This window comes from Maribacter hydrothermalis (genome assembly GCF_001913155.1).
In the GTDB taxonomy this organism is placed as follows: domain Bacteria; phylum Bacteroidota; class Bacteroidia; order Flavobacteriales; family Flavobacteriaceae; genus Maribacter; species Maribacter hydrothermalis.
In genome coordinates, this window is the sequence record NZ_CP018760.1 from 2720525 (window position 1) to 2733804 (window position 13280).

Sequence of the window (13280 nt, forward strand, 5' to 3'; positions counted from 1 at the left end):
AATTATTCCTGAATTTAAGTACTAAGTTTTAATTAATAACACGCTATGGCGTTATAGTTTTAAGTATTTATTAGAAGGCGTTGCAGATAAGCTTTCCCTATTGTAGACAAGCAAAATTGTTAATTTTTAAATGCTACTATTAAAGTGTTCTCTTGGTTTAACATAATATTATCTTTCTTTTCAATTCCTGAACTTGTAATTTTTAATTATGCATAACTAGGTATAATACCACCTTCAATTTTTGCTTTGGAAATAAGTTTATTTTTAGAAGAAAGAGAACATATACAATATGTTGTTTTTTTGTAATCGGATTGATTTTTTCTTATAGCTAACGTCCTTGTATAAGGCACGTGGCGGGTAAATTTAATAATTTGGCGACTTTCTAATACGCCTTAATTTCGCTCAAATAACTGAATTGATATAAGTTGTTTACATAGTTGCCTAGCGTTTTTATTCGGTTACTGAACTCCAGTTTTCTCCTATTTTTATTCTGTAAATTTGCATGTCAGATACTCCAAAACGTTTTGCGATCATACTCATTCTATTCTTTTTGTTTTTTAATTGGCGTTTTATAATCTTTACTTTTCCTGCGTTTAATTTACCAATATTTTTGCTCCTTTTTTTAACAACTTCCTCCCAATCCGGATGGCTGAATTGATGAAGCTCCTTTTCTCTTTTTGTAGCCCATTTAAGATTTTCAAGTCGGTTGTCGGTTTTGTCGTAATTCAAATGAATAACACAGATTCCGTTATTTTTTTCAAGAAAGTGTTCCGCAACTAGTTTGTGAACGTATCGGCTAGTTTGTTTTCCGTTTTTTTTTTGCTTGAGGGGCAAATTCTGATATCCATTTATAAAGTATTCTTTGACCAGAAATTCCTTATCAGTTTTACAGTTTATGATTCTTCCGTAATTTGATATTTTAAATTTTTCCTTTTCGGAAATCTTGTCATCAAATACAATCTCCTTCCATTCTTCATTCCTATAATTTCGTATCATTCCTAAATTTATTATAAATGTTGGGTATCGTCTTAGTTTATGAAAAATAGGGTAACTTATAAGCGATTACATTCCTCCAACACTTAGCAAAAGCATTGGGTTTTGCTTTTTCTTTTTTTTCTGAACATAGCAAAATTCCAAAGATTTTGCGGACTTTGTAAATATACGCAAGCCTTCGGATTAAATAGTAATTGCCCTAATTGCTATAACCGGTATTGTTATTTGTTAAGATATGTTCTAATAAACACGTTTTGTTTTTCCTCTTTTTAAGGTCTATCTGCCTCAAACTTTCTGTAAAACACTTGCCAGTATTTTTTAGTTTAACTTTTCAAAAGTCAGTAGTTCCCCTGACGTTGATTCATAGAAATTACCAATCTTAAATTTATTATTTATAATTTTAAAATAATAGTCATTATAACTGGAATTGCTGGATAAAGAATAATTAAGTGATATTTTTTCGTTTAAGAGTTTGTAATTGTAAGGCCCTGAACCATATTTAGGCAGCAAACTTCCGTTTCTAATTTCTTTTCCCCGTGCCAAATTAATTGCCGTCACCTCCTCGAAAACTTCAAAAGTTATGGTGTCCGTTCGAGTTTCTGTTTCTACCCATTTTCCTTTAAGCTCCGAAGAGGATGATTCTTCTACTTCGTTTTTTGAACAGCTTAAAATAGTAAGTACGAATATTAATAGTCCGTATTTCATTAAGCGAAAATTTAAGCCTTTATAAATTTTTATAATGTCAATATAATCTAAGGTAGCTAAATTTTTCATTCAATATACAATTGAATTTAAGGTATATTTTTATCCTAAATGTTGCGAAAATTGTTGAAGGTTTCTAGTAATTGAGGGTTTCTACTAACCTCAGTTCGGCGCTGCACGAAACTACTTTTATCACAGGCGATAACTAAAATATTTTTGTTTCGGTTTAATCTTGTCCCGCGAAAAAGTAAAATCCAAAATATTTTATGGAGTTCGTTGGCACGCCCAGAGCTTTGGTATGGGAATTTAAGCTCGTATTGAGTACAACCGTATTTTCTCCATTGTTGGTTTTCTAAAGTTAAGGTTATTTGTTTTTCTAAAAGATCAATTAGGTTTTTTTAAGTTCAAATAACCTCCGGTCTTGTTCAGTTTTTGAACGTTTTTAAATGCTTTTTCACTTATTGTCCGGGATCTGGATTCGTTTATCTTAATTAATGGTACAATGGAATCTTTTCTCTTGTTACCATCAAATTCTTCGATGAACGAGCCGGTTATTTCTCCGTTCATCGGTTTGCTTTTGCTATCGGTTATAGTGGAATAAATAACGTTTGCGGTTACAAACGAACCGAGTGGTGTGGGATGCAGGTTATCATCTCGATAAAGTTGCCATTTGCTTTCAACGTTCATAATATCCCTCCATGTTTGACTGACGGGCGATAGTTCGATATCCAGTTCTTTTGCGATTTTCATGTATGAATAGTCCAAGATTTCCCCATCAATTTTCGGTACATTTTTTCTTGGATACAATGAAATGATTACTGTCTTGGCACCTTGTTTCTTGATCAATGAATTAAATTCCCTGACGGTTTTATAAAACGACTCGCTTTCTCTCACTCTTTGAAGGCCGTTCACCACATAATTCTCTCCGAATGTACTCTGTTCGTTTAGAACTACGAAGTCCCAGTTTAGGGAATCGAGTGTTTTTTCGACAATCCCTTCGTTTAAGTGATCTCGTAATGTATAACCGCCGAAAGCAATCAATTTTGTCTTTAATTCTTGTCCGTTTTCATGGGCGATTTTTTCGAGCATTTCGGGCATATTATTGTAGTAAATACTGCTGTTGCCTACAAGAAGGACATTTATTGGCTCGTCGTTATTTTGATTACAGGCACATAAGATAGTAACGGTTAACGTTAATAAGGTAATGACGATTTTCTCCTTAAATCCGTTCATTTAATTTTTTTTCTTTAGATGTAAAACGTTTAGCTCACTTCATCTGATTGTATGGAGCTGACATGTTTGGCAACGCGGTCATTACAAGCTTAGCTAACAAATGAATATCATTGAGAAATAAACATCATAATGAGTAAATTATATACCTAACTGCCTGCAGGTAGTTAGTGACTTGATATGTTGGGTTGTTTTCTTCCGTTAAGCGTTGAATTGTGCATAACCATATTTACCAAACGTATTTCCTCGCAAAGAGTCGTATTCTAATTTATCAAAATATTTTTCAAGTCAATTTATGCACAGATTTTCAAATTCTTTGATATTCCAATATTTCGGAAATTAATGTCTTATATTTTTGAATGTCCTTTTCAAATTTCCTCTGAACACCAATCCATAATACAATTCCTAGTGCTAATATTAGTCCTCCAAATATGTACATGGTGGGACTGCTGTTTATTCCCGCAATTATCGCAATCAAAAGACCCAAAATCAAAGAAATATGTGTAAAAACTATTAATTTTATTAGAAAGTGCTGGTTAAAGGAAATTTCTACATCGGTACTATTTTCATTATCTGTCTTTACTAATTTTCCATTAACAATAGTCCAGTTTTGAAATGCCATGTACCAAGCGTAAAGAATCCGTTTACGCACTTTGAATGTTACTGAATTATTTTCATCACAATTTGTATTAAAAACAAATCCGGCAGTTTTAAGTGCGGATTCTAATTTGTTACTAATCTCTTTAGGATTATTTTTTGCTTCAAAATTCCATAGTTTCATAATATGTTTTTTTAAATGTTTTGTAACGAATAATGATAAGAGTAATAGCGACGAAGGAGCTATTACTTCTTACCTAATTTTAGGTATAGTTTTCGATTCACTCAGTTTTTGAAAATATTTTTTTGAAATATTGAGTGCCCTTAGTTCATTTTTTTTCTTAAAGGAATGCCCTTCCATTCTTATTAATATATTTTGAAGAATTTTTATGGCATCATTAATATAAGGTCCTTTGTTAAGCATGACACATTCAGCTTGTGCACCAATGGCCGCATCACTTATCTCAGCTCTTGTTGGTATTCCTGTTTTCGCAAGATTCTCAAGTACCTGAGTAGCCCAAATAACGGGTATATGAGCTGCTTCACATAACCATAATATTTGATTTTGAACTTCTGATATTCGCTCAAAACCAATTTCTACAGCTAAATCACCTCTTGCAATCATTACCCCTATTTTATTTCGCTTCATACCTTCAAATAAAATTTCGGGTAAGTTTTCGAAGGCTTCTTGATTTTCAATTTTAAAAACGACACCGATATTTTTTGCATTATTTTTATCGAGTTTATCATATAGTATTTTAACATCGGCAGCTGTTCTTACAAAAGAATAACCAACAATATCTGCATGTTCACAGACAAACGGTAAATTTTCAATGTCCTTGTTCGTCAATGCTGGCAAATTAAGTGTCGTATTAGGAAGGTTTATACCTTTATGAGAAGATAATTTCGATTTATAACAATCCGTAATAACTAATTCTAAATCTCTTTTATTTTTGCCTACAACTTTAGACTTTATCATTCCATCATCGAATAGTATGGTATCTCCAATTTCAGCATCGTCAATAATCTCATGTAACAAAACAGCTACTTCTGCTTTTTCAAGTTGTTCATTAGCTTCTCCAAATTTTGATATTTTTCCCAAAGTTTCTCTTTTGGTAAGTATGATATGTTCCCCTACTCTTATAGGAATGCTGTTTTTTACTTCACCTTTTTTTTTATGGATTGCAATTGTGGATGTTCTTATTTTTGGTCCAGATAAATCCATGTAAATTTTTACCTTTTGTTTAGTCTCAGCTTTGACTTCGTGAATAATCTTTACCATTTTTTCCCATATACCTATATCTCCATGGCTTAGATTTATCCGTGCAATTTCCATTCCACTCAAAACCATTGCTTTAATAATCGCTTTATCATCTGCAGCTTCATTGGGAAGCGTCACCATTATTTCTGTAAAATGTTTTTTACGACCTTCATTAAATAGATTATTTGCATGTTTTTTTAGAAGTTTTTTACTTTTTTTGTAACCTATTTTTTCAACAATAAAATCAACTTCAAAAGGTTTGTTTTGAAGTATTCTCAAATTTTTTACAACATTGTAAAGATTACTATAAACATATCCTTCAGCAGTTCGCATAGAAGAAATCCCAAGATCAGAAAGAGTATCATGAAATTTTCTTAAATCAAAACTTCTTAATAGTAAATATCTGTAAAGATTTCTTGCACTAAGTTGATAATCTTCATGTATTTCTGACAGTTCCACATTAATGGTCTTTTCAATTTCAACCATTTTATGCAGAATATTAGATAATTCTTTGTCTATTTTTTTTATTGTCATTTTGTTATTTTTTTACTTATACCTAAAGATTTCGCGACAATATAAATATACACAGACCTTTCGGTTTTGCCCATAAGTCCGCATTACGTTTAGCTTTGTTGTAGTGCGTTTTTATCCGTCAACCTTGGTAAACTCCGCTTTCAAATACTTTTCAAATCTCTTTACTCCCTTTCTCATCTTAAATATCGGAACCAACAGAAAAACTAAAAAGACAGGGACTAACATAATCAAAACTCCGTAACTTTTAGTTGAAAGTATATCATTTAATGCTAGTCCAAATATCAATGTCATAATCAGCATGAAAAGAACAATAAACCAATTCCAACCGATAAGTGAAATGTCCAATTCCGTATTGTTTTCTCCACCCGAAATTTTTCCAACTACTTTGGTGAATTGACTTTCAGGAAACAAAGAGCCATTACTCCGTCTTATCTTAAATCCATTATGGTTAATCTTTCCGTAGTATTTCTTTTGCTTTACGTCAAATATGTCGAAGAAAAATAATTGGTCAGGTTTGATGTCCTTTTCCATAAACTTTATGAATTCCGTTTTTCCATAGGTCAATGTTATTTGTAATTGCTTTTTAAGACCTAAAAATTTCAATACTTGGCTCATCGATTAATATTTGGCAAAATGCACTACAACGCAGCGCTATGTGTAGTCCGCGTTATTTTATGGAAATATAGTGAAAACCTTTTTTGGTTTTCGACGTTATTGGGAATAAAATGGCGCGGTCCTTCCGAGCGTAGCGAGCACATGAATACTTATAAAAAGAATAGATCAGCTAATGAATAATGCAACATCCATCGGTTCGTGTATTATCAGTTGCAGACTTTTTCAACGGAAAATGTCCGCTTAAGACTAAAGATAATTGATTCCAGGAAATTCACTTTTTTAATTTCCGAACACAATTAATTATACACCACTTGTAGGTAGTTTTTTATTTTTCATTTAGTTTCTCAAAGTATTTTTTGCGTAACAATTTATTAATGTCTCGCTTTAACTTTCTTTCTTTTAAATCGTCAAATTGTAAATTTGGCGGACTTTGCAAATAGACACGACCCTTTCGGAAAGCCCATATTAGCTATGTTTTATAGCCGTTGTGCCTGTTGCACAAGATATAAAAAATATCGAGCTCTGATCCTTGCCGATCGGACATTTGATCGTAACTTGTTGTATGCAGGGAAAAAAGGAGTACCAGGAGAAGCTTTTCGCTAGTTTCCAACTTAGTGAACGTATACCGAAGAACAATTTTTACAGGCGTTTGGGATCCGCCCTTGATCTTGGTTTCCTCTATAAGTTGACTCGGCCCTATTATGGGGAGAGCGGTCAAAAGAGCATAGACCCCGTGGTGTTCTTCAAGCTTTGTCTGGTGGGTTATCTGGAGAACCTTATCAGCGACCGTAAACTGATTGCGCATTGTTCGATGCGCTTGGACATTCTTTATTTCATAGGCTATGACATTGATGAGGAACTTCCATGGCACAGTACCATAAGCCGTACACGCCAACTGTTTCCAGAGTCCGTTTTCGAGGAAGTGTTCACGAATATTTTACAGTTGTGTATAGAAAAGGGAATGGTAAGTGGTCATACCCAAGCGATAGATTCGGCACCGGTAAAGGCGAACGCGAGTATGGATACCTTGGAACTGAAAGTGCCCGAGGAAGAACTAAAGGAGCACTTGGTGCGGATACGGGCGATCAGCGCCATGGACAGGGAAGTGCCACACCGTAAGTCCAAGGATAATAAAGCGGATAAGGGCGATCGTAGTATTACCGCAAGTGGAAAGGAGCTGAATGCGATAAAGAGCCGTAACAAGAAGTGGGCGAAGGATCAGGATCAAAGACCCGGTGCAGGTAATAAAGGTGCGAAGTACACCAGTAACAAAACACATTATAGCCCAACGGACCCCGATGCCAGGATAAGTGTGAAACCCGGCAAGGCCAGAAAGCTGAACTATCTTTCTCAACTTAGTGTTGACACGGCGCATCATGTTATAACCGACATCAGGGCGTACCATGCAGATGGAAAGGATAACCAGCAATTACAGGATATCGTACAACGCTTGCAAAGAAGATTATGGCAACAAGGTCTGGTATTTGAAAACTGCGTGGCCGATACGGGGTATAGTAGCGGGGAGAACTATGCATTTCTGGAAAACCAAGGGCTAAAAAGTTTCATTCCACCGCATGGCACCTATAAAGGTGGTCCCGATGGGTTTACGTACATCAGGGAACACGACAATTATCTATGCCCACAGGGCAAGGTGATCCCTTTCAAAAAAGTGTTCCTTGACAGCCGGACCAAGACCAAAAAGAAGGCGTACCGCGCGTCGAGCAAGATCTGCAAGGGCTGCTCGATCATGGAAAGCTGCCTTGGAAAGGTCAACGAGAAACAGTTCTCGGTCACGTATTATCGGGCGGAATACGAACGGAACATCGCAAGGGTCGAGAGCCCACAGGGCAGGTATATGAAGGGTAAACGACAAAGCACCGTAGAACCCGTTTTCGGTACCCTCACCCAGTTCATGGGCATGCGCAAGATAAATACGATAGGTCTGGAACAGGCCAACAAGGTGATGCACCTCTCCGCAATCGCCTATAACCTTAAGAAGTACCTGAAATTTGAACTGAAACGTTCAAATAGTGGGCTAGCAAAGCTTGCTTTTAAGGTCTTTATAAAAAGTACTGTCCAAGATATGTTTTCAGTATTCCTAAGGCATCAAAAAGTGACATTCTAATACTGAACCGGTAATAATAAAACCTCTTAAAGAGGCTTTATTATGTTGATTTTATTCAGAATTTAAGCTTGTGCAACGGTTACCGTTGTTGTGCGTAGGCTTTTACGTGACCCTTCCATTAACTACATTTAAAATAGTTAGAAAGTCAATCCAGTATTTTCCATCAGGGACTCTTTCATTTTCTACTATTACAAGGTCTCCAGTTGTAATTCCCGATGTTTTTTTCTTCCATATTTCAATTCTCTTTTTTTTGATAATAGTTTCTTTGTAGGTAATATGGAATATACGTTCAATAGTATTGTTTTTTTGTAAAACCCCTAACAGGGATTGAATTTTTTGTAAGCCATTCCTCGGTTTTTCTTTTGACGAAATAATTTCGTCTCCGACCAAAATGTTATGAGTTTTTTGTTTGACTATTAATTCGTTATTTATAAACTTATACTTTTTCTTGAAGTATATTTTTGAAATTTTCCCGTTAATTAGTTCATACAAATTGTGTTCCGTTTCAAGAGATTTTAGAGAAGTTTTCTCCCCATTTATCAAAACGAGATTGCCAGTTTTTATTTCTTTGTCAAGCGGTTTTCTAACTACTTCAACCTCTGTGAAATCTATCAGTTTTAGCAGTGTAATATTTAAATCTTTTTTTCTAGAGTTTTCTATGTGGGCAATAAATTCATTTTCTGTGAATTTTGAATTATCATAGAATGCATATAATTCGGGGTCTGTTGAATCTTGTTTAAGTATTAATATTTCATTGTATATGAAGTGCTTTTCAAATAATTTTTTTTCATTTAAAAAACTGATTGCAAGGTATTCATTCAAATATTCATATGCTCCATCAATTATATTGCCATTTTGAGAAATAGAAAGAATTCCATTGTTTCTAAAGAACCATTTTTCGGCAACTCCATTCGTCGATAACTTAATCCAAGTTCTGTCCTGCAATAAGGCAATCGTGGTCAATTTATTATTTAACGGCAAGACCTTTTTTAATAAGAAATTTAAATACTCTAACATTAATTATTTATTTCTGTTTTTTTAGCTTACACACAATATTTGAATATGTATACAATTAAACCTATCCCTATTTTAGATACAATGTAGTCAAAAACTTTACAAAGTCAATGAATACACTATTGTAACGGTATTTTAACCGTATAATATACATTGGTAATCGTTTGTTATTGTTGTTTTAAGCTACTAGTTTTATTATAGCGATTTTAAAAGTCCACCATCAATTGGGATATTCGTTCCTGTAATATAAGCAGCATTATCAGATGCCAAGAATGCTGCTAAATATCCATACTCTTCTGGTTTGCCAATACGTTGCATTGCCACTTTAGACTCCATTTCTTTTCTAACTTGGCTGGCTTCAATGCCTAGTTGCTCGGCTTTTTTGGCATTGAGCTGTGTAATTCTATCGGTGTCAAAATATCCGGTGAGAACACTATTAACGGTTATGTTATGTTTGCCTACATCTGTAGCCAAAGATTTTGCCCAAGTTACTACTGCTGCCCTAATTGAATTGGATAATGCCAGATAGGAGAGCGGTTCCTTCACGGAAACAGAGGCTACATTAATAATACGTCCCCAATTTTTTTGCATCATGGATTTTAATGCTAATTCTGTTGTAAAAACTACGGTTTTAAACAAGAGGTCAAATGCTTCTTGATAATCATGAACCTTTATCTCTAAGGCACTCCCGGCACTAGGTCCTTGGGTGTTATTTATTAATATATCAATACTGTTATTTTCAAAGTATCTAGAAATCACCTTTTGGTAGTCTTTGAAATTATTAAAATCTATTGCAAGGTATTGATGTTGCTGCCCTTGGTCTGTAGGCAATTCATTGACTATTTGTTGCAACTTCTCTTCGCTATGAGACATGAGGGTTACACTGGCTCCACTTTCCGCCAATTGCTGTACAATAGCTTTACCTATTCCAGCACTGCTACCACCTACTAATGCTTTTTTATTTTTTAAAGATATATTCATTTCTCAAATTTATTTTAGGTTGGGGGGAGTGAGCGTGGCCGAATTCAACATCTAAAAGCTAACGGTATTCTTCTCTGGTAGGACTAAAAACGTCTAATAATTTACATGGTGTCAAGGCAACACCGCTATGTTTTTTATGCGGAGCAATAACCACGATGTCTCCGGGGCCATACACTTTTGTCGTTTCATCTAAAGTGAATTCAAAATCACCTTCCATAACATGCATAATTTGTTCATTTATGTGGGAGTGTTCTGGAACTTTTGCTCCTTTTTCCACCTCCCAAAAAGCGATACTCATATTTTCTGAATGGACCAATTTACCATGTAAACCTGGCATAATTTCTTTAGAAGTTATATTAGAAAGATTTAATGTCATGTTGTTTTAGTTTAAAAACTAAAGATACTAGAATCACTTAAATTATAAAACAGTAAATTTTGCATAATTGATTTATAGTAGGGCACTAGTTACGCCAATTATTTACCGTATTAATTTAAAAAGGGCGAATACTTTTTGGAAAGATAATTGTAATAAAAACTATATAAATACATAGCTCCTAATTGGTTGGAAAACTTAAATCAATCGCTGTTTTTTACAAATACATCCATAAACCTACAGGGTGTTAGAGCCTTGCCTTTATGCTTTTTATTAGCAGGTATGGTTATTAAATCTCCGGCTTTAGCAATATGGGTATTACCTTCTATGACAATTTCAAATTCCCCTTCTATGATGTGCATAATTTGCTCATGACTATGTAAATGCTCGCCAACACTTGCTCCTTTATCCACTTCAAAAAAAGCGATACTAATTTCCTCTGAAGGAATTATTTTACCATAAAAACCAGGCATAATTTCAATAGCTTCAATATCCAATAATTTAGAAATCATGATGATTTAGTTTTGCTATAAGTTATTTAAATGAAGCCTTTAAATAGGGTTTGCAAGATTAAGTTTATATTAATTTTTATTCGATAATCGAGTTTTATATGCTCCGAACCTTGCGTCGTAATCTTAATTAAATTTTCAATTTTATGTCTCGTGGGTTTGCCTTGAGGTTATTTACTATAGTTCCAACCTATAACAACAAATTCGCATCTACGGTTCCACTCATGGTCTTCTTCTGTACAGGCGTCCTCTGTTGCGCAAACAACTATTGGCTTAGATTCTCCGTATCCTTTGGATACAATTCTGCCCGATTCAATTCCGTTTTTAACCAAGAATTCTTTAGCAGAATCTGCTCTTTTTTGGGATAGATTTTTGTTGTATCCTCCATTTCCACGAATATCTGTATGGGTTCCAATTTCAACGACTATACCTGGGTTCTTCTTCATTACATCAATAACCGTTTGTAAGCGCTCACGAGATTCTCTTCTTAAGTACCACAGGCTATAATCGAAATGTATTTCTTCAGTTTTAATTATAGTACGATCGGTTTCTTTTACTAAAGAACTCTCCGTATTAATGGCATCGGTTATTTTTTTCACCAATGCTTCTTCACTTTTAGCCTTTTCTACTATGCGTTGCTTAGCCTCGCGAGCAATCTTTTCTTCCTTTTGTTTAGCAGCTAGTGCGGCTTCCTTTTTCTCGTCTTCAAGTTTTTTTAATGCTAAAGTTTCTGCACGTAATTTTTCTGCTGCTTGCTTTTCTTGTAGGACCAATGCTGCCGCTTTTTCTTTTTCTAAAACGGAATATAAGTCCATAGACGCATCAATTTCGGCATTACGTTCTTTAGTACTGCGAATGTTTTTTGAATTGCCCTCATAGCCCTCTTTTTCTGCCTTTACCGTATACAATGCTTCACAGTCGATAGTAAAGTTAAAAACACCATTTTCTTTAGATTTCAATGTTGTTATAACCTGGTCGTTTGCATCAATCAAAAGTACTGTGGCACCGGCTAATGGTAGGGTAGTAGTACGGTCTGTTATAATACCAGTGATAAATTGTTGACAATCTTCAATTTGTAATTCTTTAGTTATTTTAAAACTATACATATCATCACTTCCCTTACCGGACGGTCTGTTACTTGCAAAATAACCCGATTTGTTATCAGTATTTAAAATGTATGAAAAATCATCATATCCGCTATTTAGAGGCAAGCCTAAATTATCTGGCTGAAGGAAAGTTCCATTCTTGTTTTTGGAGATAAAAACATCTAAAAGCCCATAACCTGGGTGACCATTAGATGAAAAATAAAGCGAATTGTCATTGGCTATAAACGGAAATTGCTCTTTTTTATCCGTATTAATTACACTTCCTACATTAACAGGTATGCCAAATGAATTATCTGCTTGTAGATTAACTTCATAAATATCAAAAGAACCAAATCCACCGGGTCTATCCGAAGAAAAATACAATTTTGTGCCCTCTGCATTTAAAGTAGGGTGTTCATTAGAAAAATCATCGCTATTAAAAGGAAGTTCGGTAATGTTCCTCCAAACCCCATCTTCTAAATGGGCACTGTAAATTTTAAGATTGGATATTTTTTTATCATCTGTTTTTCGCTTTCCTCCGTTAGAATTGTTACGGGTAAAGTAAATGGTTTTTCCGTTGGATGAAATTGTAAATGCGCCTTCATGTAATTTAGTATTTATAGTATTAGATAGGTTGGTGCTTACACTATCTCCCAATTGAATTTTGTCTATTGGATGCGTGTAAATATCCAAGTAGTTTTGATTGTTCCATCGATAGGTTTTAGAGCCAGTTTTTTTTTGAGTAGCCGTATACCAGATAGCATTACCTACTAGCATAGCTCCAAATTCAGATGTTGTCGTATTTAGCGTACTGTTTTCAATAGCAAAACGGTCACCTATGGCTCGTACATTTTCTAGATATTTGGTGTTATCTTTTACTAGCTGTACTTTGTCTAGGTTGCCTTCTTTGGTATAATAATCTACTAAAACAGTTTCAGCTTCTTGGTATTCACCAATGGCTTTTAAAGACTGATTTAGTTTAAAATAGTAGTCATCTTCTATAATTTCGCCATAATTGGCAATTAAATAACGATACCAACGTGCGGCAGCGTTTAAATCAAAAGTATGGTAATAGCTATCGGCCAAATTTTTAATAACCTGGCTACTTTTATTGCTTGGTAATACGGCCTCATATAAAGTAATGGCATCAGCGTAGTATGCCTTTTCAAAAAGGTCGTTTGCCCGTTTTAAATCTTGTTGCGACCAAGTAGACTGAAATATCCCTAAGAATATAATAAGGTATATGTATATTTTCTTCATT

At 34.5% G+C, this 13280-nt stretch carries 12 protein-coding genes; 1 reads left to right on the forward strand and 11 read right to left on the reverse strand.

Going from position 1 to position 13280, the window contains the following annotated elements:
* Nucleotides 1-450: 450 nt before the first annotated feature.
* The 6 genes from BTR34_RS11505 to BTR34_RS11530 form a co-directional block, all read right to left on the reverse strand.
* Complete coding sequence (locus BTR34_RS11505) at nucleotides 451-996, reverse strand: HNH endonuclease (protein WP_068481766.1); 546 nt, start codon at nucleotides 994-996, stop codon at nucleotides 451-453.
* 315 nt (nucleotides 997-1311) lie between these two features.
* Nucleotides 1312-1767, reverse strand: coding sequence for a hypothetical protein (locus tag BTR34_RS11510; protein ID WP_068481768.1), 456 nt, complete (start codon nucleotides 1765-1767; stop codon nucleotides 1312-1314).
* 312 nt (nucleotides 1768-2079) lie between these two features.
* The gene (locus BTR34_RS11515; RefSeq protein ID WP_068481770.1) at nucleotides 2080-2928 is read right to left on the reverse strand and encodes an SGNH/GDSL hydrolase family protein; all 849 of its coding nucleotides are present in this window, start codon (nucleotides 2926-2928) and stop codon (nucleotides 2080-2082) included.
* A 304-nt stretch (nucleotides 2929-3232) separates the two neighbouring features.
* On the reverse strand, nucleotides 3233-3706 hold the full coding sequence (locus BTR34_RS11520; protein ID WP_068481773.1) for a hypothetical protein: 474 nt from the start codon (nucleotides 3704-3706) through the stop codon (nucleotides 3233-3235).
* Nucleotides 3707-3775: 69 nt separating this feature from the next.
* Entirely contained in the window at nucleotides 3776-5317 is a 1542-nt protein-coding gene (locus BTR34_RS11525) for a pyruvate kinase (protein ID WP_068481776.1), read from the reverse strand.
* 111 nt (nucleotides 5318-5428) lie between these two features.
* Nucleotides 5429-5932 (reverse strand): hypothetical protein, encoded by a 504-nt coding sequence (locus BTR34_RS11530; RefSeq protein WP_068481779.1) that lies wholly within the window; start codon nucleotides 5930-5932, stop codon nucleotides 5429-5431.
* A gap of 562 nt (nucleotides 5933-6494) precedes the next feature.
* Here BTR34_RS11530 and BTR34_RS11535 point away from each other — a divergent pair.
* A complete protein-coding gene (locus BTR34_RS11535) occupies nucleotides 6495-8057 on the forward strand; it encodes an IS1182 family transposase (RefSeq protein ID WP_068485162.1) in 1563 nt (520 codons plus the stop codon).
* A 102-nt stretch (nucleotides 8058-8159) separates the two neighbouring features.
* Here BTR34_RS11535 and BTR34_RS11540 read toward each other — a convergent pair whose 3' ends face one another.
* The 5 genes from BTR34_RS11540 to BTR34_RS11560 all read right to left on the reverse strand — a co-directional run bounded on the left by BTR34_RS11540 (nucleotide 8160) and on the right by BTR34_RS11560 (nucleotide 13279).
* Nucleotides 8160-9074, reverse strand: a complete 915-nt coding sequence (locus BTR34_RS11540) for a hypothetical protein (RefSeq protein ID WP_068483563.1) — start codon at nucleotides 9072-9074, stop codon at nucleotides 8160-8162.
* Between the two features lie 192 nt (nucleotides 9075-9266).
* Nucleotides 9267-10052: an SDR family oxidoreductase gene (locus BTR34_RS11545; protein ID WP_068483567.1), complete on the reverse strand. Its 786-nt coding sequence runs from the start codon at nucleotides 10050-10052 to the stop codon at nucleotides 9267-9269.
* A 58-nt stretch (nucleotides 10053-10110) separates the two neighbouring features.
* Nucleotides 10111-10428, reverse strand: a complete 318-nt coding sequence (locus BTR34_RS11550; protein ID WP_068483570.1) for a cupin domain-containing protein — start codon at nucleotides 10426-10428, stop codon at nucleotides 10111-10113.
* Between the two features lie 200 nt (nucleotides 10429-10628).
* Nucleotides 10629-10937 (reverse strand): cupin domain-containing protein, encoded by a 309-nt coding sequence (locus BTR34_RS11555; protein WP_068483573.1) that lies wholly within the window; start codon nucleotides 10935-10937, stop codon nucleotides 10629-10631.
* A 167-nt stretch (nucleotides 10938-11104) separates the two neighbouring features.
* A complete protein-coding gene (locus BTR34_RS11560) occupies nucleotides 11105-13279 on the reverse strand; it encodes an OmpA family protein (protein ID WP_068483851.1) in 2175 nt (724 codons plus the stop codon).
* Nucleotide 13280: the final 1 nt, after the last annotated feature.

Excerpts from the sequence above, each read along its gene's own strand:
- BTR34_RS11555 (WP_068483573.1), bottom strand. The coding sequence starts at position 10,937 with ATGATTTCTAAATTATTGGATATTGAAGCTATTGAAATTATGCCTGGT.
- BTR34_RS11525 (WP_068481776.1), bottom strand. The coding sequence starts at position 5,317 with ATGACAATAAAAAAAATAGACAAAGAATTATCTAATATTCTGCATAAA.
- BTR34_RS11530 (WP_068481779.1), bottom strand. The coding sequence starts at position 5,932 with ATGAGCCAAGTATTGAAATTTTTAGGTCTTAAAAAGCAATTACAAATA.
- BTR34_RS11535 (WP_068485162.1), top strand. The coding sequence starts at position 6,495 with ATGCAGGGAAAAAAGGAGTACCAGGAGAAGCTTTTCGCTAGTTTCCAA.
- BTR34_RS11505 (WP_068481766.1), bottom strand. The coding sequence starts at position 996 with ATGATACGAAATTATAGGAATGAAGAATGGAAGGAGATTGTATTTGAT.
- BTR34_RS11520 (WP_068481773.1), bottom strand. The coding sequence starts at position 3,706 with ATGAAACTATGGAATTTTGAAGCAAAAAATAATCCTAAAGAGATTAGT.
- BTR34_RS11550 (WP_068483570.1), bottom strand. The coding sequence starts at position 10,428 with ATGACATTAAATCTTTCTAATATAACTTCTAAAGAAATTATGCCAGGT.
- BTR34_RS11540 (WP_068483563.1), bottom strand. The coding sequence starts at position 9,074 with ATGTTAGAGTATTTAAATTTCTTATTAAAAAAGGTCTTGCCGTTAAAT.
- BTR34_RS11545 (WP_068483567.1), bottom strand. The coding sequence starts at position 10,052 with ATGAATATATCTTTAAAAAATAAAAAAGCATTAGTAGGTGGTAGCAGT.
- BTR34_RS11510 (WP_068481768.1), bottom strand. The coding sequence starts at position 1,767 with ATGAAAAATTTAGCTACCTTAGATTATATTGACATTATAAAAATTTAT.
- BTR34_RS11515 (WP_068481770.1), bottom strand. The coding sequence starts at position 2,928 with ATGAACGGATTTAAGGAGAAAATCGTCATTACCTTATTAACGTTAACC.
- BTR34_RS11560 (WP_068483851.1), bottom strand. The coding sequence starts at position 13,279 with ATGAAGAAAATATACATATACCTTATTATATTCTTAGGGATATTTCAG.